Source organism: Kineosporia babensis (genome assembly GCF_021129305.1).
Taxonomy (GTDB): Bacteria; Actinomycetota; Actinomycetes; order Actinomycetales; family Kineosporiaceae; genus Kineosporia; species Kineosporia babensis.
The window spans coordinates 323,347-341,458 of record NZ_JAJOMB010000007.1 but is presented as its reverse complement, the minus strand read 5'-3'; the positions used below and the strand labels follow the sequence as shown (position 1 = coordinate 341,458).

Sequence of the window (18,112 nt, the reverse complement as noted above, 5' to 3'; positions counted from 1 at the left end):
GTGCTCTCTCAAAGCGGAAGGATCTGTCATGTCCGAGGTTCATTTCATCGTCGGCGCCGGTCCCGTCGGCCGGCACCTGGCTGCCCTGCTCGTCGAGCGCGGCCACGAGGTCGTCGTGGCCACTCGATCCGGGCGCGACACCGGTATCGACGGCGTGCATCATGTGGCGATCGACGCTGCGGATGCCGAAGCGCTGACGTCTGAATCGAAAGGCGCTGCGGTGCTGTACAACTGTGCAAACCCAACCGATTACACCCGGTGGGCCCGAGAGTGGCCGCCGCTCGCCGCGTCCATGATTGTTGCTGCTGAACGTACTGGTGCCGTCTATGCTGCCACCGAAAACCTTTACGCTTACGGGCCGGTCGACGTGCCGATGCACGAAGGTCTTCCCGAGATTGCCACCGATTCCAAAGGTGCGCTCCGTGCGCGACTCTGGGCGCAAACCCGAAAAGCTCACAATGATGGACGTATCCGCGCAGTCCAGGTGCGCGGCTCGGATTACATCGGGCCGGGTGTGGGTGCCAATGGGCATCTGTCCCGCGTGTTGCCAAAGGCTTTGGAAGGCAAGAACGTAACGGTCATTGGTTCGCCCGACCAACCCCACACTTTTACCTACGTGAATGACGTGGCGCGCACTTTGGCTGCTGCCGCAGCCGACCCGACCGCTTACGGACGATCGTGGCACGTGCCGTCCAACGCGCCCCGAACGCAGCGGCAGGCTCTCACCGACCTGCTTGCGACTGCGGGACGTCCGCCAGTCAAAATTCGCGGTCTGCCGCCGATTCTGCTGCGCACACTGGGCCTGGTTTCCCCACTGATGCGGGAGGTGGCCGACATGAGTTACCAGTGGACGCGTCCATATGTTCTTGATGATTCGGCGGCTCGGCAGCACTTCGGGCTGGAACCGACTCCGTGGGAGGAGATTTGCCGACGCTCCATTCAGCCGGCCGAGGCCTCGGTCTCCCGGTGATCGGCTGAATCGGCAATGTGCTTGGCCACCCGCTTCGCCTCGATCCCGACCTGACGCAGCATCCCGCCCAATGTCACGTCGTAGCCGACGAAATACAGCCCGGGTCGGACCGGATCACCCGCATGAACCACCGGAATCCCGTCGCTGTTGATCAAAGTCGGATCGGCCAAGAGCTCACGTAGTCCCGTGGCGTAACCGGTAGCCGCGATCAAGACATCCGGCTGCAGCCTCGTTCCGTCCTCAAGCTCTACGGAATCGGCCGAAAAGCTCTGCACGGCAGCAACGGGCTGCACTCGCCGCTGCCGAATGTCCGTGACGATCCCGACGTCCTGCAGAGGCACATAACGCCTGGTCCGAAGGCGCTTCTTCAGACCTTCGGACGGTCGGGCCAGGCCGTACGGCCGCAAGTCTGGCATCTGAACCTTCATCAGGCCGGCCGCTATCGGGTCAAAGATCCGCTCCGGCAGACCGCCCAGCAGGATACCGTTCATCTGTGCAGGCCAGCCCGCCACCGCGCGAGGAACGATGTGCGGCGGCGTACGCACCGCCAGACTTACCGACGCAGCGCCGCCCTCGGCAAGATCACTGGCGATCTCGGCGCCGCTGTTGCCGGTTCCGACGACCACTACGTCCTGGCCCTGAAACGGTTTCGCATTGCGGTACTGAGCCGAGTGAATAATCCTTTCGGACCAGGATTCCCGACCAGGCCACGCAGGAATGAATGGGGTGTGCAGGTACCCGATGGCGACGATCAGAGTGCCAGTGCTGCGGGTGGTGCCGTCCGCCAGCTGCAGCGACCAGCCGCCATCAGGCGCCGCCTCAATCCGCTGAACCGACGCCCCGGTCCGCACATCAAGCTCGAACTTCTCGGCGTAGTCCTGGAGGTAGCTGACCAGGTCGTTCCGGCGAACCCACCGCCCGTACTCACGAGGAATTGCCAGCCCAGGCAAGGCCGACAGCCGTCGGGTGGTGTGCAGGCGCAGACGGTCGTATCGGCCCCGCCAACTGGCCCCGACGCCGTCCCCACGTTCCAGGACGACGCTGTCCACCCCGCGGCTCTTCAGCTGCGCGGCCACGGCCAGGCCGGCCGCCCCGGCGCCCACGATCGTCACGTCAGACACGAAAGACCCCTCATCTTCGAGTCGCCATAAGGTACAGAAGATGGCATAGCGGACCCTGGGCGGCAATGGGGCATTGTCCGTCTGTTCTTCCGTGTTTACGGTCTGGCCCACACAGTCCCGCGGTCCGAGCACGAGCCCAGAGCGAGGGACGGTGTCCGCGCCGGAGCGGCGAGGCGTCCCCAGTTTGTTGCCCTGCTGAACGGCTACCGTAGGCCGAATGGAGCTGGTGATCGCCCGTAACCCCGACCCGGACAGCCGCCTGCCCTACCTGCTGCGGCTGCCGCTGGGGGAGGGGCTTGTCTTCGCGACGAAGGACGTCTGGCCCCGCACCACGGGTCTGTACTGTCATCCGCTCCCGCTGGACGCGTGGCCGATCGACGCCCAGGAGGTCGAACGGATCTCCCTGCGAGCGTGCACCAAGCGGGGAGCCGCGATCGACGTCGTGGCCGATCGGTCCCGGGAACACCGCTCACAGATCGTCTACACGCAGGCGCGCGGACGTCAGATGATCTTCTGGCAGTCTCCCCGCACCCGTAAGCAGTCGCGTCCGCAGGTCAGTACGCCCACCGCCAGGGCGGCGGGCCTCCGGGAACTGGAATCCTGGTAGACGCTCAGGAGAAGTACCCCTACAAGTTTCCTCAGCAGGCGGTCACCACCAACAAAAGGACGCTTGCGGCTGGGGATTACGCGGTGGCGTTGGGAACGCGGGTGGTGGCGTCTGTGGAACGCAAGTCGATGGCCGATTTCGTGGGTTCTCTGACCAGCGGCCGGCTGCGGTACGCCCTGGCCGAGATGGCCACGCTGCCGCGGGCTGCAGTCGTGGTCGAGGAGCCGTACTCCAAGATCTTCGCGCAGGAGCGGGTGCGTCCGGCCCTGGTCGCCGACGGCCTGGCGGAAGTGCAGGTGGCCTGGCCGTCCATCCCGATCGTGTTCTGCGACAACCGGAAGATGGCTGAAGAATGGACGTATCGCTGGCTCGCGGCTGCGCAGGTGTGGGCTGAGAACGAGCTGGAGATGCCGCCGGAGGTTCCAGCCGGCGAGCCCTCGACCAAGGAGTTGCGGGCCTGGGCCCGGGCACAGGGGATAGAGGTGCCGGACCGGGGGAGACTGCGACCTGAGATCTTGGCTGCCTGGCGGGCTACGCAGGATTGATCGGTCTCAGTCCAGCAGATTGCGGATGTCGTCGGCGGTGCGCCCGGTCGACGGCCTGGGCCCGGTTCCTGGTCTTGCCGTCGAGGTAGGAGTACTTCAGACCGGGGTTGAGGCTAGGTGCTGGGATAGGCTCCAAAAGGACGGTAAAAGCGTCGCAGCAACGGATAATCCGTATCATCATCTCGGGCATCGCACGGTTGCGCCGGCCGTGAGACGGCGACGGTTCGTACGTACTATCCGTGGAGGAGCGATCATGGCTGCTGACCCAGGTCGTCCGGACGAGCTGACCCGGCTGTTGGCTCTGAACGCTCAACGGCCGCTGACCGTCCATGACCTTCCTGCCGAAGGTCCCCGCTTCGGGCTGATCGACGGGGAATTGTTCGTGGTCCCACTGATGGCAGACGGGCCGCACCAGCAGGTGGTCGGCGACCTGACCTTCCAGCTCAAGTTGCGGGCGGCCGATCCGGGCAGCGGCCTGCCGTCTGGGCTTCAGATCTGGCCCGGCGGCAACGTCATCGAGAACGACGAGACGATCGTGGCACCGGATGTGATGGTGGTGGATCCGGCCTTTCTCGTGCACGGCGATCTCGGTATCGCCCCGCCGGGAATGCTTCTGGCGATCGAGGTCAGCTCGCCGTCCACCCGCCGTCATGACTTGATCGACAAGCGCGCGCTCTACGAGCGGTGGGGCGTTCCGTTCATTTTCGTCGACCGTGAACCGGATCCGTGGGAGATCCGGATCTTCGGGGATTTGCCGCAGTGGGCCGAGAACCTTCTCTGAACCTGCTCGGGCTGACGGCGACGGGCCCAGTGTGTTCCCGTCGCCGTCCGACTGCCGCCTCGTGCAATCAGGTGGTGGACTTGGCCACCGGCAGCAAGGTGTACACCGGCATGTTGCTCGTGCCGGTCACCGGGCTCTTGTAGACGGTGTACGTGCCGTCCTTCTGGACGTAGTAGTCCCGCTTACGGCCCATCTCGTCCCAGACATAGATCCCGCTGACGTAGTACTTGCCAGTGGCAGCGGTGGCCGGGATGCGTCCGTAGACGGTCCAGAGGCCGTCCGCGGTGCCCGGAGCGTTGGAGTCCAGGCGGGCGCCTCCACCGGTCGTGATGAAGTTGATCGCCACATGGGAGACACCGCTGACGTCGTCGCTGACGCGCAGTTTGATCTGGACGGGGCGGTCGGTGCTGTTGTCGCCCGAGGTCGCGCCCACCATCTCGCCGTAGGACATGTCGACCGTGGGCGGCTGCAGGTCCGACTTCGTGCCCGTGATCATCAGGGGAACGAGAGTTTTCGGATCCGGCGTGACGGTTGTCGTGTGGCCGACCCGGTCAGTGGCGGTGATGTCCGTGACTTTCCAGTCGCCGACCGGCAGGTACTTGGGCAGGGTTCCGGACACGGTCCAGATGCCGTTGGTGGAGGAACCAGATGACAGCACTCCTCGGCTGAGGGGCACCTCGAAGTCGTCGTTGCCGGTCTCCAGTGTCGCCTTGACCCCGGTGACGCCGCTGTAGTCGTCGGTGACCGGGATCCGGAAGCTGACCGAACGTTCATCCTCGTTGGTCAAGGCGGTCGACGAGATCCACTCGGCAGCAGCAGTGTTCGCCTGAGGTGCTGTGACGTCAGAAGTGCCGGTGACGACCAGCGGAGGGAGACCGATCTTGCCCTGATAGCCGTACTCGCTACCGGTGTAGGTCCCGTCCGGCTGCACCGTGTAGCGGGTGTAGCCCTTGGCCCGGTCCTGGACGTAGACCTCACTCACAGTCCAGGAGCCGGTGGCGGACTGCGCGGGCAGTTCGCCGCTCACTTCCCACACGCCGTCGGTGAGTGTTCCGGAAACCAGTCGCTGACTACTGAATCCCATGGTCAGAATCGGGGCGGCCGGATCCGGGCTGCGCAGCCGCACACCCACGTAGACTACGCCGCTCACATCGTCCGTCGCTCGAACCCGAACCTTGATCTGACGGTCCTGGCTGTTGTCGACCGTCGGCGTTGTCACCCAGGTCAGTGAGTTCATGTCCGCAGCCGGGTAGCGCAGATCCTGGGCGGGAGCGGGTGCGGTGGGTTGTGTCGTGGGGGTGGGAGGAATCGTGACCGGCGGGGTCGTCGGACCCGGAGCCGGCGTCGTCGGCTGGACCGTCGGGGTTGGGGGCGTCGTGGGGACGACCGGAGTCGTCGGGGGCGTCGTCGGTGTAGCCGGTGTGGTGGGGACAGGTGTGGTGGGGGTCGGAGCGGGTGTACCGATGCAGATCTCGCCGTTCAGGATGCTGCCGGAGCCTCCCAGGCAGATGTTGACGCCGAGACCGGGAAGGACGATGTCGATGCCGGCCTGAGCATCGGTGCGGTTGGTTCCCTTACCGCCGTCGATGGTGTCCTTGCCGGCTCCGCCGAGTAGCTTGTCGTTGCCGTCACCCCCGAGCAGCTTGTCGTTGCCCGCGCCACCGCTGAGGGTGTCACCGGCGGCCGCGCCGATCAGTAGGTCGTTGCCGGCACCCCCGGTCAGCAGGTTCGCCAGAGCATTCCCGGTGATCCGGTCATTGCCGGTTCCGCCGAGAACGTCCTCGATACCCGCGAAGATCCGGTCGTTCTCGTTCTTGCCGCCAACCCCGGCCTTGCTGCTCAGGTCGACGGTGACGGGCGTGGTTCGGTCGGCATACGAGAGGGTGTCGGTTCCGGAGCCCCCGATGAGGACGTCGGCGCCGAGGCCGCCGTTCAGGATGTCGTCCCCCGCACCACCGTCCAGAGTGTCCTTGCCGGCGGAACCGAGCAAGACATCGTTACCGCCCAAGCCGCACAGGACGTCCCCAATGCGCTTGGCGACCAATCGGTCATCGCCCTTGGTCCCAATGACCGTACAGGTCTGGCCATTTGCGGCGCGAAGCGCGCCTGCCTGAGCGGGGTAGGCACCCAGGCCCTGGATCAGGCCGAAGGTCGCCACCAAGGCCAGGCCCATCCCGCCGGTACGACGTAGCGGAGCAGAAATGTGTCGGAACGTGGACATCGATCATCGCCTTTGGTCGCTCGGTCGGCAGGGCAGTGGCCTGTCCGTCGGCGTGGACCCAGAGGACGTGAGAAGGGGGTTGCGTTACGGCCAGTAAGCGGATGAGCCGACCGAGAAGGGCAAGTCGTCTCGTAGGGGCGCAGCGTCGTACATCCAGTAGCGCTCAGATCGTCATCGGGACCGCATTGGCCCGAAATATTCGGTCAGGTAAGCCGCTTGGGCGAATGTGTGAGTGCCCGGTCACAGGGACGTGTGCCGGTGAGGCAGGGGATGATCAGCCCAGCCGCTCCACCTCTACTGACGTCACCGAGGTGGTCTCCGTAGTAGCCCAGATCCCCGCAGGGACGAAGCCCGGATCAGGACTGTGGAGTTCATTTTCGGAATTCGCTTCACGCAGGAGGGCTGTCAATCTGTCCGGCATGGGGAATCGAAAGAAGCGGCGGCCACACCGGACAGCTACACGGGGAACGACGTCCGCGTCACAACCCGCAGTCGGTACCCTGTCAGGGACTGTCCCGGAATTGGACCTGAGTCAGGTACCGGTGCTGATGCCGGCTGATCAATTGCCCCCGGAGTTCGGTGCCGCGGTCCCGGAGATCGCCGCCGGGCTGCTGAACCAGATGCATGAGAGCCGGCACCGCTACGACGCGGAGCTTGCTCTGCTGGCCTTCTTCGAGGCGCTGGACGAAGGAATGCCTACTGACTTCAGCGACACCAGGCGTGATCTGAACATCGCCAACCTGACGATGCTGGTGATCGAGCGCCTGGTGTTGAGTCCGAGCTCCACCGTCCTCGGAGTCCTGACGATTGTGGGTGACTTGGGGCCTGCGCCGAGTCGGCAGATGGCCCGCGAGGCAGCGCGGCAACTACGGGTGGGTGGGCTGGAGCTGCCCCGGTGGGCGGCAGCGCAGCCGCTCAAAGTTCTGCGGGCGTGGAGTTACGAGGACATCGGCCCGGACGAGCAGATCCTGGGGATGGTGTTCGCGTACGGCCACCGCGAGCACGCCTTTCTTGCCTCTTCGGTGGGCAACTATTCCGAGGTGCATCAATTGCGACAGCTGTGGCTCCAGGTGCCGGACAGTATCGACGAAACCCGCGTCCAGTTGAACGAGCGCGCGGCAGGTCCGCCGCTGACCCGCCATCAGAGCCTGGACGAGCGTCAAGTCCTGAACGAGATCCGGTATCTGCTGGAGGCCGAGCCCGTGAGGCCGGAGAGCGGGGGGACCGAATTCCGGATCCGGTCCTACCTCCTGCGCCTGCGTGGGTCACAGCTGGCCCAGGCCTTGGGGGAGACCGAGGTGGAGCTGTGTCACGACCTGATCCTCGATGACATTGTCCAGCACGGCCGGAGCGAGACCCTGCAGGAACAGGGATATCGCCTGCGGCTGGCGATATTCGGAACACAGTCACCGGTCTGGTGCCAGGTCGAGCTCGGGAGTGATGCCACGCTGGAGCGGGTGCACGAGGTCGTCGCCGATCAGTTCGGCTGGGAAGGAGAGAGTTTCGCCTTCGCCGAAACGATCGAAGCCGGTGGTGAGGTGGTGGAGGAGTTCCCTGCGGGTCGCCTCTCCTACACCACGCTTTCCTCGATGCTTCGGCGGACCGGTGGTCGGCTCCTGTGCCTCCATGGAAACGACAGGCCGTTCTTGGTCGTGATCGACTTGGAGGCGACGTTCCCGCCTGATCCGGAAGTCCAGTACCCGCGCAGGATCGGTGGGAGTGGCATACCCCCGAGTGACAGGTACTACGACGAGGAGGGCGAGGGCATTGAGTGGGAAGTCATCGATCTTGCGCAGGCTGAAAAGGGGATCTTTGCGAAAGATCGAGATTGATCGACCTGGTTCATCTTTGGGGCAGGCCCGAGCTCCGGACACCGGCGCGACCAGGATGACTCGCAAGAGCGCGTGCAGCTGCTTGACGTGACGGTGGGTGAACGAGTGATCCACTGCGCGAGCTGCACAGGAACCACTCTCTGAACCTGTGACGATGCGAGTCGCAGCCATCTGCATAAGGAATGCTGCTTATGTCACCCAGATGGGCGAGCCTAGAGTCATTTGGCGACGCTCGTCACGTGTTCCGGATGCAGCGGCCAAGGTCTGCGGATGGCTATGCTGACGCACCGATCAGGATGGCGTGGGGTGGAGCGACATGTCCGGTGGCCCCCGCTCAGAAGCTGAACGACGCCGCTGACACCTTCGATGCCTACGCCCAGGCCTGCCGCGACCGCATCGAGATGATCGCAGCCGCCGAGCGCCGCGTCACCGGCTGGCTGTCAGATCTAGGCACCGATCTTCGCAACGCCTCGGAAGACATGGCTGTTGAGGCCACGAAGCACCTGGTCGAAGTGAACAAGTACTCCGCAGGACTACCGCTGCCCGGGCACCTGGACTGGCTCAGCCTTCCCACCACCGTCAGCGGTCCCTGGCCCGGTTCCGCACTACCCTTCCCCTGGCTGTCCCGATGACCGATGCATCCGTCGCAGCGCCGCAGCCCCAAGTCCGCTTCAACGAGCGGGCGCCGGTCCCTCCGGCCCGCCGACTGCTTCTGTCCGAGGCTGCCTGGTCGTTCCTCGTCGCCCTGACCCATCCTTCTTTGCCGTCCGAATTCGCTCCTCAGGCAAAATCGGTCGTCTCAGACCCAGTGGCCCAGCACAATGCGGGAAGCATCCTCGCCGCGCTGAGTGGTGCCCCACTTGCAGACGAATCAACAGACACCACAGATGAACTCGAGCAAGCCGGCGTCCTGGAACGCGACGGCTCCAGCACCCGTCCCATGGTTCATCGCTCGGTCATTTCCAGCCGCAACCCGGGTGCGTGAGCTTGATGCCGCCCCGGAACCGCAGAACGGCCCTCAGCCTCTAGTGACAATATGCTCATAAGGGGTATCTTTCCGTCGACAGATGTCGGAGGGGCGAGGGGTGCCGAATGCGCGATCGAGTGCTGGTGAAGCAGTTCAAGGACGATGCGGGCCTGGCATTCATCGAGGTGATCCGACGCACCGGCGATCCCGTCCGGACCCAGGAGATCAAGGCCGAGATCATCGAGGCCGGTGCGGCGAAGGCCGAGGTGGATCGCTGGTGGAAGAAGCTTCAGCCGCTCTTCAAGGAACATCCGCGAATCACCTGCCCCCGGCCTGGGGTGTATGAGTGGTCGCTCAGCACCGAGTTGTCGCACGACTCGCTGGAGAAGCTGAGTGCTCTGGCCGGCAAGCGCTCGGCCGGTCGTGCTTGGCTGGTCGAGGCGTTCACCGACAACATTGCCGACACCCTCGCCCAGGTTGAGAAAAGCGGTTCTGGGGCTCAAATTTCATGGTCCCAGCAGCGAGAGCGAGAGAAAGCGACCTTGCTGGCCGAGGTTGTCGCATCGGTGGATGCGCTGACGTCTGACGGAAGCTCCAGCGCGAGTATTCTCGAGTGGCTCACGCAGCAGGCGCGAAACCAGCGCCTCACTCCGTTGGGCCGTTCCGGCGAGAAGGCCGAGTTCGATCGAGAGCTGCACGAGCCAGTGGGAGCAGCCAGGCCCCGCCCCGGTCAGGCCGTACGGGTGGTGCGCGCGGGTTATGCCTGGTCAGGAGCCGGTCCGGAGCGTGTCGTCGTGGTCAGAGCGCTGGTCGAGGAGAGCTGACCGGAGTTCTGCTCGCTGATCCGGATGCGTGATGAGGGGGCCGCATTGACGGGGGCGTCGCAGCCTGAGCAGATTGTCTCTGCCCGAGGCATCACGGTGGGGCAGGCATTCGAGGACCGGGCCTACTATCTGGAGAGCTACCAGCGAAGCTACGTCTGGCAGCAGGCGCAGGTTGAAAAGCTCATCGATGACCTGCGGAAGAAGTTCGAAAGGGATTGGCAGCCAACCCACGACGACGAGGCGTACCGCAGTTTTCCCACGTACTGTCTGGGCTCGATCGTCGTGTACCGGGAAGGTACCAGGATCTACCTGGCGGACGGCCAACAGCGGATCACCACCCTGCTGCTTCTGCTGATCATTCTGTACGACCTCGCCCAGGAACACGGGGATGCACAGCACGAGGTCTCCCGGCTCGGAGGCACCATCCGGGGCGAATCCCGATCGGACTTCGCGGTTAAAGTGGCAGAGTACGAGCCGGCCTTCAGAAGCCTGCTGCAGCGGCACCCGTACAACCCGGATACCCTTGCCACGCGGATGATCTGGGATGCCGGTGAGCAGATGGCTGCGCACCTGCCCGCAACTATCACGGGTGAGGCGCTGCCCCACTTCGTGAACTGGTTGCTGGACCGCGTCTCGCTGGTGGAGATCGACGCCGGTGACTCGCAGCGCGGGAACGAGCTCTTCAACCGGATCAACGATCGCGGCGTGCGTCTGTCCCCGGTCGATCACCTCAAGGACTACCTACGCAGCGACATTCCGGCACGGGAGCGAGACGACTTCGATCCTCAGTGGAAAGCCATGACGGACCGCTTGGGATACAGGGACGCCAACGAGCCGATGACGTTCATCAGAAGTATTCTGCGCTCGCAGTACTCGGATGTCCCGCAGAAGTCGTCGGAGCGCGAACGGGCCCGCAAGATGCTGGATGAGTCACCGCACGATTGGCTGGTCGAGAACCAGTCAGAGATATGGCCGAGGCCCAAGCACGGCGATCGTTACCTACTGTTCAAGAGCCAGATTCTGCCAAGGCACGAGTGGTACAGCCGGATGCTGGATCACGCCAAAGTTTTCAACGCCGACTTCCCGACCTTGTGGCTCAATCAGCGCAACGGTCTGCTGCAGCAGTTCGACCTCACGCTGGCCGCGATGGTTCCAGGCGAGAGCCGGACCGCGGTGGAGAAGAAGACCAATCTGGTGGCCAACTTCATCGACCTCTTCGTGCTGAAGCAGGGCTTGCTGGGCCAGTCGTACTCCCAAGCCGAACTGGATGCAGAAGTGGACCGGATGCTGCCCCGGCTGAGGCAGGCCAAGGACGTCAAGGACGTGGCTCGAGAACTGGGATCGGCTTCCCAGCCCTGGTTCGCGAGTCTCGACGAAGTAAGAACGCTCCTCTACGGTCAGGCCAATCGTCCCTTCGTCCTGTACTTCCTGGCTCGGATCACCGCATGGCTGGAACAGCATGTGGCGGAACGAGGTTCCGTCGCCGATCTGCTCGCCCGTCCTGACGGACGCCGTCCGGTCGAGATCGAGCACCTCGTCACCCAGAAGCCCGGTGTATACCTGGACAACGGGATGAACGCGTTCGAGATCAAGCGACTGCGGAGCCAGATCGGTGGTCTGGTTCTGCTGGACGGCAGCGAGAACGCCAGTTTCGGTCCGTTGAGCCTGATCGAGAAGGTCGAACGTTACGCACCATACAACTGGCTGGCAGCCTCGCTGGCACCTAGCAAGTATGAGGGCCGTGGTGTCACCAGATTCCGGCAGTTCCGCAAAAAGAGCGGTCTGGAAGCGCACTTCAAACCGTACGAGTCGGGACAGTCGCTCGGGGCCCTGGTGGAAGAACGATCCCGCCTGTACGAGGAAATGGCCCGTCGCATCTGGTCGCCTTCATCGCTGGGGTTCATTGTCGGCAAAACCCCCGCTGGCCCGGCCTCTGCTACCTCCGAGCCGGTCGCTTCCGGCGCCCGCGGCGTGCGGTTGTCCGACCTGATTCGCACCGGGCTGCTGCTGCCGAACGAGTCACTGCTGGGCAACCGTTCAGGCCAGAAACACCGCGTGACGCTCTTGGCCAATGGTCACATCCAGACTGAGCTCAAGACCTACACCTCCCTCAGCACTGCCGAACAGCAGTTGTGGGAAACGACGTCGTCCCGGGGCTGGAAGATCTGGCAGGTCGAGTCCAACGGCGAGCGGCTGGAGACGGTGCGGGAGCGATACCTGAGATCGCGCTACGCTCAGCGGCGTCCGGGTTCGGCCTGAAAGTGGAGGAGCCACCGTACGGGGGTGAGCCAGCAGGCCGTTCTGCTGATCGATCTCGAAAGCAGGGTCGGGCAGAAGGCCCGATCCAGCGTTCTGGCATCCAAGATGGAGGCTCTGCTGGGCCTACGCCGACCCGCAGGCCCAGATGGTTGCTGCCTGCGCAGGAAGCCGGATCAGCGCCGAATCACGGAAGTTCTGCGCGAGCGTGGCCTCAGGCTGCTCGTGGCCGGCGACGGCAAGGGTGCTGCGGACGCTGTGCTTCTGAGTGAAGCACAGCGGCTGGCTGACTCTGCGGTGCACTGGACCGCTCCGGCTCAATGCACCAAACGTCCTACGCCGCCGCTTCAGAAGCAGCGCGATCGTCTGCTTGTCCGCATCGACATCGCCGGTCAGGACCAGGCTGTCGGCCGGTTCGAGCAGCAGCTGACTGAACACCATTCCAACGACCCACTGGACGGGCGACAGTCGCCGTGCTGCCGTTGATCGGGAGCATCAGCTGCACGGGTCGTCCGGCCATGTACCACTGTGGCGGATCCGGTTCGAACTCATATTCCCCCATAGATCCAAGACGTTTCACAAACGGACCAGCCTGCACCGAAGATCTCCAGGAACAGGCCGAGAGCGAGGGACCGTCCCAAGGTTAGAGCCCAGGCGGCAGATTCAGTACGGCACCGATGGTTTGTGGGGCACGAGTACGGTCGTCGATACCGAGGCCGTGGATCACGAACGCCCGATCGCGCGGATCGCCTTGGCGAACGAGGCCTTGCTGATCCGCGTTGCGCAGCGGATTGCCTTCATCCTGCTGGCCGACCCGATCGAGCAGTTGCCGTACCCGCCGCGGATCACTCTGGGCGATTACGAAATTGACGACGTCCGGGTGCGGGAGATCACCGGGCGCCTGGTCGAGGCGGCGGACTTCGTGGAAACCCTGGGCTTCTCGCGACGTCCACGGTTGGTGCTTCGTGGCTGAATCGACCGAGTCACTGGGTTGCCCGATAGCGGCTCTCGCGTCGGCCAGGGCTGCCGATCAAGGTGACCAGTCCGGCGTCTCTCATCTGCTGAAGGGCGTACTGGATCTGCCGGGCGCTCAGGCCCGTGGCCTCGGCCAGTTCTGAGGCTGACTTCTCGCCGGTCTGCAGTTGTTGCTGGATGGGCTCCCAGTTCTGGTGTCTACCCGATCCACGGCCTGAAGGCACTGAGACAGGGAAGCCTGCAGGCACCGAAGCGGGAGGGGACGACCGGCGTCGGCTGGCCGGGGCAGGTGCGATTCGGTAGACGCGTCCGCCGCGTTCGCCATCGGCGGTGGCGACGCCCGCTTCTACAAGCCCGGCGAGTTCGGCGCGGGCTTGGCGAGAATCCATCGGGAAGGTCTCGCGGAAGCTCTGGTTGGTCCAGGTCTGGCCGTGCCGCATGGCCACCAGGGCGTGCCGTTGCTGGTCGCTGAGACTCGCGGCGGCGGGGAGAGAACCTAGCCAGGCCAGATCGTCTACTGCGAGAAGCGCGTGGTTGGGCACAACGACGGTGAAGCTGATGCCCTGGTCGCGGAAGAGGGGCGGCACCATGCCTGCGTTGCGCAAGCTGGACAGGACGGTGGGGATGCCGGAGGCGAGGGCTTCGACCACGCGACTACCTTCCTGGCTGCGCACGTTCTGGCAGATTCTCAGGAGGTGGCCGTTCCGCGCCGAGGTGGTGCCGGTCTTTCCTAGCCGGTCGACGGTGATCCCCCACAAGCCACCGGGGTTGGACAGCACCAGTTGTTTGTCGTCGAGCCGCAAGGTGATGGCCTGAGTAAGGGTATGGGGGCCGAGATCTCGGTGGATCAGGGCATTGGACAGCAGTTCACGCACTGCTTCGACGGGGAATTCGGGTTCGTCGCGGCCTTGGCCGTCAACCCCGAATCGGACCCGGGTGCGGGTATTGCGCTGCACCCAGCGCAGAGCCTCGTCGAGCATCAAGGGGATCGGTCCGTCGAAGCGGCGCACGTCGGCGGCTCTGGTTCCCGACGGGTCGCTGTCGCGAGGGGCTACAGAGGCCTGGATCACGCAATTGGGAAGGTGCTGCTGGGGGTAGGTGCCCAGGGCGAGCAGGCCGGCGAGGCTGGGGATTCGGTCGGGGTCGGTGGTTACGCCCGTGCGGAAAAGAATCTCCTCATCGGGCATAGCGGCCAAGGCAGTGGAGGACGCCCGGCAGGAAGCGAGGTACCCGGACAGGAGGTCTGGGCGCAGGTCGTCTGTCGTGGTTCCGGAAACGGGTTGTCGGTCGAAGCCGGGCGTACTGCGGTTGGCGATGAACGCTTGTTCTTCGACCTGGGAGAGCTCGTAGTCGCCGTCGTAGGCTCGCAGGTACGCCTTGCCCGACGCGATGACTCGGCACGGCTTGCCATGAGCGGGCTGCTCATGGATCTTCACCACCAGGACAGCGGCACCTTCGAATGTCAGATCCCAGGACTCGAAGGTGACTGGCGGGTCGAGTGCCTGACGAGATTTCGCAGCAAGCGCGGATTTGCAAGCAGCGGTGTCGTAGACGCCTACGGCGGCAAAACCGGCCTTTTCGTCCAAGCCGAAGAGAACCGTTCCGCCGCCTGGCGTGTTGGCGAAAGCGGACATCGTAGGCGACAGGCTTTCGGGAAAGCCGTTCGACGCCCGCTTGACCTCGACTGCGGGTGTGTCGCTGCCCTCTTGTCGAAGGTCGGCGACCAGGACTGCGAGTTCAGCAAGCTGCACAAAATAAATATACACAAAAATTGTAGAGCTGCGGGGTTGTAGAGGTGGCCCTCTCGGGGACGTCATCGCCTTCCTGACGACGCAGAGCAAGCTCGCCCGGACCGCTGGCACCGTGCCTACTGCGCTGAGGCACTTCTATCCTGAGGGTTGCGAACGCAGGGGTGCGACGTCAGCTGAACCTGTATTGCCGTTCTATGAGCATCTGGTCGCCGGCCCAGCACACCGTGCATCAGAAAGTAGGGCCTCCACCATGGGACGCGCGTTCTGGGTGGGCCGGCTTGCGGTCTGTCTGGGTGAGGGCGGTGACCTCGTCGGCGTCCACGGTTGGTGCCTCGTGGTTGAGGAGCGTCTCAGCTCACCAGGGTTCGCAGCCCCAGCCGTCTCCGTCGGCGTCCAGGTCATAGATGTCCGAGCCGACGATCTCGGCCGGCTCGGAGAGGTAGGCCGGACCGTCACCGCTCCCACCGGCGCAGTCCACGTCGCTGGCGATCGGGACGCAGGCGCCCGTGTAGTTGGGGTCGCAGGAACTGTTCTCCTGCTGGGGTTTACGCTCCTCCCGGGTCTTGACCGGCTTTGGCTCCGGGTCTGCGGTTGGTGCCGCCTTCGACTTCGTTTCGGGCTCGGCTGCAGCCTGCGGTTCGGGTTCATCCAGGGCAGAGATACCGGTGGGCACCTCCTTGGTCAGGATGTACAGGCCCTGGCCGGGAACGAGGGTGGCCCCGGCCCGGGGCCAGGTCCCGGCGACCGGGTCGTCACCTGCAGCCTCATGCAGAGCCGGAGGTTTCAGCTGGGCGTGGCGCTTGGCCATGGCCTTGGGTGCGTTCGGCAGCAGCGCTGGCACCGGCGACGGGTCCGCCTGACGAGGTTTCTGTCCCCGCAGGTAGGCGGGCTGGCGGCCCTTGGCGTAGTAGAACTCGACCAGTTCGTCCACGCCGGCGAACGACCCGCCGTCTCGGGTGAGGTCCGACGCGGACTGCACCTTGCCCTCAACTTTGGGCATCTCGGCGTGCTTCGCGAACCACTGGGCCTCGGAGTTCTTCAAGACGTAGAGCATGATCTCGTCGGATTCGCTGACCTGCTCGCCAGCAGCAGGTACCTGGTCGATGACCGTCCAGTTGCCTCTGTCCCAGACACTGCGGTCCAGCGTGGAAGCATCGATGTCCTCACCGCGCAGATCGAGGTCGTCGAGCCGGTCCTGAGCCTCGTCGAATACCAGGCCGACGACCTTGGGCATCGACGCGGGAGGCTCGTCCGCGCCGGGAACGTCGCTGCAGCCGCTCGCCACGCCGATCACGGCGAAGACCAGCAGAGCCACCCGCCAAGGCGAAGACGAACGTGAACCCGAAACCCAACCTGCCATCGTCCTGTGCTCCCCGTGTCTGGTGTGATGGCAAGGTTAGGAGGAATAAATCGGGACGCGGGGCTAATACCCCAGAACGTAACCGGTCAGAGACCTGACTCAGCTGAACGTCCCGGGCCGGCCGGCCGTTCGGCGCTTCATCAGGTGCGGCGGGTCTGGAATTTCGCTGGATCGGTTGTGAAACGGGTTAAGGGGTCGAGGAGAGCCCTTGCTCGGGTGAGTAACCGGGGTAGTTGCTGATGAGTAGCTAGATGCGATCCAGCGTGACTGGTCTGCAGGCCACTTTCGGGCCCGACGACCTGTTCCCGGCCGGGCAGCCCCGAAGCTGACGCCTCAGGGTGCGCTCAGCGGGGTGAACGGGATCGCCAGACCGGTCCAGTCGCCCAAGGCCATTCGCAAGAGAAGGAACAACACGCGCTCCAATTCCCAGGTCGCGGAAAGCACAAAGCACGGGCACTCGCTGAGGGGGATGCCAGCCCGCTGGCAGAGGGCGATGCCGAGCATCTGCAGGGCACGGGCCGCCGCCAGATCCGCCTCGCTGCTCTGCGCGGCGAGCGATGATGACGTTGCGGTAGCAATCTCTTCTATTGCGCTGGGTCCGCCGAAGAGCTCCCACAGGAACCCCCACCCCTGCGAATCAGGCTTTCTGGTATAGCCTTCCATGAGAAGGAGGGCTACTGCATCCGCGATTTCCTGACAGTCGGCGGCGGCAAGTTCCAGCGTTCCGCTGGTCTTCGTTCGCTGGATCGCCTGATGGAGGACGCCGTCGGACCAGTCACGCTTGCATCGAGCCTCGGCCTTGCCAGCACGTTTACGGAGGCGATCCCGCCGGTTGCGCTGCTTGGCCTTGGTAGGTGGCGTCGCTCCAGCCGCCCAGGGGCGGTTGGATCTCCCTTGGGCAATGGGTCTTTGCGGTGGCTTGTACTTGCTCCGGCCTTCAGGATGATGGCGGCAAAACGTCCGGTGCCCGGCAACGCGACAGCCGCAGGGCTTGCCCTTCGTGTTGAGCACTCCGCAGGTTCTGCTGGCCATGGGTCTCCCAACGCTTCGAGAAGTGCGCGGCGGATCACGGTAGGCACAGAGTTCGGCGAGAAGGTACCCCCTCTGATTCGGCACCGTGGTGTAAACGACCTCCGCCGAACGCTTGCTGCACTCCTCGATGCCCGAGGAAGCGGCTATCGTCTTCAATTGGGCTCTGATTCTTGGTTCTTCGGCGAGCCGAACGGGGGAGCAATGTGATGTGGGAGGCTCTTTCAGATCCGAAGAGCATCGCCTCGATCAGCGGTTTCGTGTTCCTTCTGCTGACCTTTGGTGTACCGCTGCAGTGCAATCACCCGAAGGGTCCGGCGCCCTTTCGTGGCTGCTGGTTCTGGGTCTACGGTTTCGCCGGCAGTTGTCAGCACCATGGGCGCCCGGTTGGATCCCGGATCATGGGTCTACTGGGCGGGAAGAGCCTGATTGCGCGACGGCAGTGCGACAGGTGCGGGTACCCGCGGGTCTATGCCCGGCATCGCGACTCCGGCCGTTCATACCTGGGCTGCATGCACCATCCGAACTGCAAGAACCCGCGTCTGTTAGGCAATTACACCTTGTGAGCGTTCGGCGAGCGACCCTGGATCACCACGGAGCGGGCCAGGCGATCGGCAAGTCCTTGCCGGGCCGGGGCCCAGAGAACCCAGGCCGCGGTACGGATGGCCAGGGGAAACAGCACGATCTGCAGATCTATCAGGGCCGCCCGGACAACGAGTTCCTGCATGGAGAGCGGCCGCGATTCCCACACTGAGATCGCCTCGACACGCATCAGTCGCTTGCCCACGGTTCCTCCGGTCAACGAGGTGGCGGGCTCGTACACCAGGGCTACCACCAGAGCGACGATCGCGGCGTGCAGACTGGGCCATGAGG

15 protein-coding genes and 1 pseudogene are annotated in these 18,112 nt (G+C 64.4%); 9 read left to right on the top strand and 7 right to left on the bottom strand.

Going from position 1 to position 18,112, the window contains the following annotated elements; genetic code table 11:
• Positions 1 to 28: 28 nt before the first annotated feature.
• The gene (locus LR394_RS16055) at positions 29 to 970 is read left to right on the top strand and encodes an NAD-dependent epimerase/dehydratase family protein (protein WP_231442603.1); all 942 of its coding nucleotides are present in this window, start codon (positions 29 to 31) and stop codon (positions 968 to 970) included.
• Here LR394_RS16055 and LR394_RS16050 read toward each other — a convergent pair.
• Entirely contained in the window at positions 940 to 2,202 is a 1,263-nt protein-coding gene (locus LR394_RS16050) for a flavin-containing monooxygenase (protein ID WP_231442601.1), read from the bottom strand. The genes LR394_RS16055 and LR394_RS16050 overlap by 31 nt on opposite strands.
• A gap of 106 nt (positions 2,203 to 2,308) precedes the next feature.
• Here LR394_RS16050 and LR394_RS43660 point away from each other — a divergent pair.
• Together LR394_RS43660 and LR394_RS16035 are read left to right on the top strand one after the other, a co-directional pair.
• A pseudogene (locus tag LR394_RS43660) lies at positions 2,309 to 3,243 on the top strand (ERCC4 domain-containing protein).
• Positions 3,244 to 3,268: 25 nt separating this feature from the next.
• Entirely contained in the window at positions 3,269 to 4,024 is a 756-nt protein-coding gene (locus LR394_RS16035) for a Uma2 family endonuclease (protein WP_231442597.1), read from the top strand.
• A 67-nt stretch (positions 4,025 to 4,091) separates the two neighbouring features.
• On the opposite strand, the gene LR394_RS16030 is transcribed toward LR394_RS16035, so the two are convergent.
• Entirely contained in the window at positions 4,092 to 6,245 is a 2,154-nt protein-coding gene (locus tag LR394_RS16030; RefSeq protein WP_231442595.1) for a calcium-binding protein, read from the bottom strand.
• 521 nt (positions 6,246 to 6,766) lie between these two features.
• Between LR394_RS16030 and LR394_RS16025 the strand changes: the two genes are divergently transcribed.
• The 5 genes from LR394_RS16025 (at position 6,767) to LR394_RS16005 (ending at position 12,127) form a co-directional block, all read left to right on the top strand.
• Positions 6,767 to 8,077 carry a plasmid pRiA4b ORF-3 family protein gene (locus LR394_RS16025; RefSeq protein WP_231442593.1) on the top strand — a complete coding sequence of 437 codons (1,311 nt, stop codon included), beginning with the start codon at positions 6,767 to 6,769 and terminating at the stop codon, positions 8,075 to 8,077.
• 323 nt (positions 8,078 to 8,400) lie between these two features.
• Positions 8,401 to 8,709, top strand: a complete 309-nt coding sequence (locus tag LR394_RS16020) for a hypothetical protein (protein WP_231442591.1) — start codon at positions 8,401 to 8,403, stop codon at positions 8,707 to 8,709.
• Entirely contained in the window at positions 8,706 to 9,062 is a 357-nt protein-coding gene (locus tag LR394_RS16015; protein ID WP_231442589.1) for a hypothetical protein, read from the top strand. The genes LR394_RS16020 and LR394_RS16015 overlap by 4 nt, the downstream gene beginning before the upstream one ends.
• 107 nt (positions 9,063 to 9,169) lie before the next feature.
• Entirely contained in the window at positions 9,170 to 9,868 is a 699-nt protein-coding gene (locus LR394_RS16010; protein ID WP_231442587.1) for a hypothetical protein, read from the top strand.
• 24 nt (positions 9,869 to 9,892) lie between these two features.
• On the top strand, positions 9,893 to 12,127 hold the full coding sequence (locus tag LR394_RS16005) for a GmrSD restriction endonuclease domain-containing protein (protein WP_231442585.1): 2,235 nt from the start codon (positions 9,893 to 9,895) through the stop codon (positions 12,125 to 12,127).
• Between the two features lie 123 nt (positions 12,128 to 12,250).
• Here the strand turns inward: LR394_RS16005 and LR394_RS16000 are convergent, their stop codons facing one another.
• Positions 12,251 to 12,565, bottom strand: a complete 315-nt coding sequence (locus LR394_RS16000; RefSeq protein WP_231442583.1) for a hypothetical protein — start codon at positions 12,563 to 12,565, stop codon at positions 12,251 to 12,253.
• 277 nt (positions 12,566 to 12,842) lie between these two features.
• On the opposite strand from LR394_RS16000, the gene LR394_RS15995 reads away from it, so the two are divergent.
• Positions 12,843 to 13,097, top strand: coding sequence for a hypothetical protein (locus LR394_RS15995; RefSeq protein ID WP_231442581.1), 255 nt, complete (start codon positions 12,843 to 12,845; stop codon positions 13,095 to 13,097).
• Between the two features lie 10 nt (positions 13,098 to 13,107).
• On the opposite strand, the gene LR394_RS15990 is transcribed toward LR394_RS15995, so the two are convergent.
• The 4 genes from LR394_RS15990 to LR394_RS15975 all read right to left on the bottom strand — a co-directional run bounded on the left by LR394_RS15990 (position 13,108) and on the right by LR394_RS15975 (position 18,098).
• On the bottom strand, positions 13,108 to 14,850 hold the full coding sequence (locus tag LR394_RS15990) for an ATP-binding protein (RefSeq protein ID WP_231442579.1): 1,743 nt from the start codon (positions 14,848 to 14,850) through the stop codon (positions 13,108 to 13,110).
• 355 nt (positions 14,851 to 15,205) lie between these two features.
• On the bottom strand, positions 15,206 to 16,165 hold the full coding sequence (locus tag LR394_RS15985; RefSeq protein ID WP_231442577.1) for a PASTA domain-containing protein: 960 nt from the start codon (positions 16,163 to 16,165) through the stop codon (positions 15,206 to 15,208).
• 378 nt (positions 16,166 to 16,543) lie between these two features.
• Positions 16,544 to 17,242, bottom strand: coding sequence for a hypothetical protein (locus LR394_RS15980; RefSeq protein WP_231442575.1), 699 nt, complete (start codon positions 17,240 to 17,242; stop codon positions 16,544 to 16,546).
• 550 nt (positions 17,243 to 17,792) lie between these two features.
• A complete protein-coding gene (locus LR394_RS15975; RefSeq protein ID WP_269329271.1) occupies positions 17,793 to 18,098 on the bottom strand; it encodes an RDD family protein in 306 nt (101 codons plus the stop codon).
• Positions 18,099 to 18,112 lie beyond the last annotated feature (14 nt).

What these genes read in the sequence shown, in the direction of transcription:
- LR394_RS16055 (WP_231442603.1), top strand. Translation starts at nt 29, where the DNA reads ATGTCCGAGGTTCATTTCATCGTCGGCGCCGGTCCCGTCGGCCGGCAC.
- LR394_RS16035 (WP_231442597.1), top strand. Translation starts at nt 3,269, where the DNA reads ATGTCGTCGGCGGTGCGCCCGGTCGACGGCCTGGGCCCGGTTCCTGGT.
- LR394_RS16030 (WP_231442595.1), bottom strand. Translation starts at nt 6,245, where the DNA reads ATGTCCACGTTCCGACACATTTCTGCTCCGCTACGTCGTACCGGCGGG.
- LR394_RS16015 (WP_231442589.1), top strand. Translation starts at nt 8,706, where the DNA reads ATGACCGATGCATCCGTCGCAGCGCCGCAGCCCCAAGTCCGCTTCAAC.
- LR394_RS16010 (WP_231442587.1), top strand. Translation starts at nt 9,170, where the DNA reads ATGCGCGATCGAGTGCTGGTGAAGCAGTTCAAGGACGATGCGGGCCTG.
- LR394_RS16005 (WP_231442585.1), top strand. Translation starts at nt 9,893, where the DNA reads ATGCGTGATGAGGGGGCCGCATTGACGGGGGCGTCGCAGCCTGAGCAG.
- LR394_RS16000 (WP_231442583.1), bottom strand. Translation starts at nt 12,565, where the DNA reads ATGGTGTTCAGTCAGCTGCTGCTCGAACCGGCCGACAGCCTGGTCCTG.
- LR394_RS15980 (WP_231442575.1), bottom strand. Translation starts at nt 17,242, where the DNA reads ATGGCCAGCAGAACCTGCGGAGTGCTCAACACGAAGGGCAAGCCCTGC.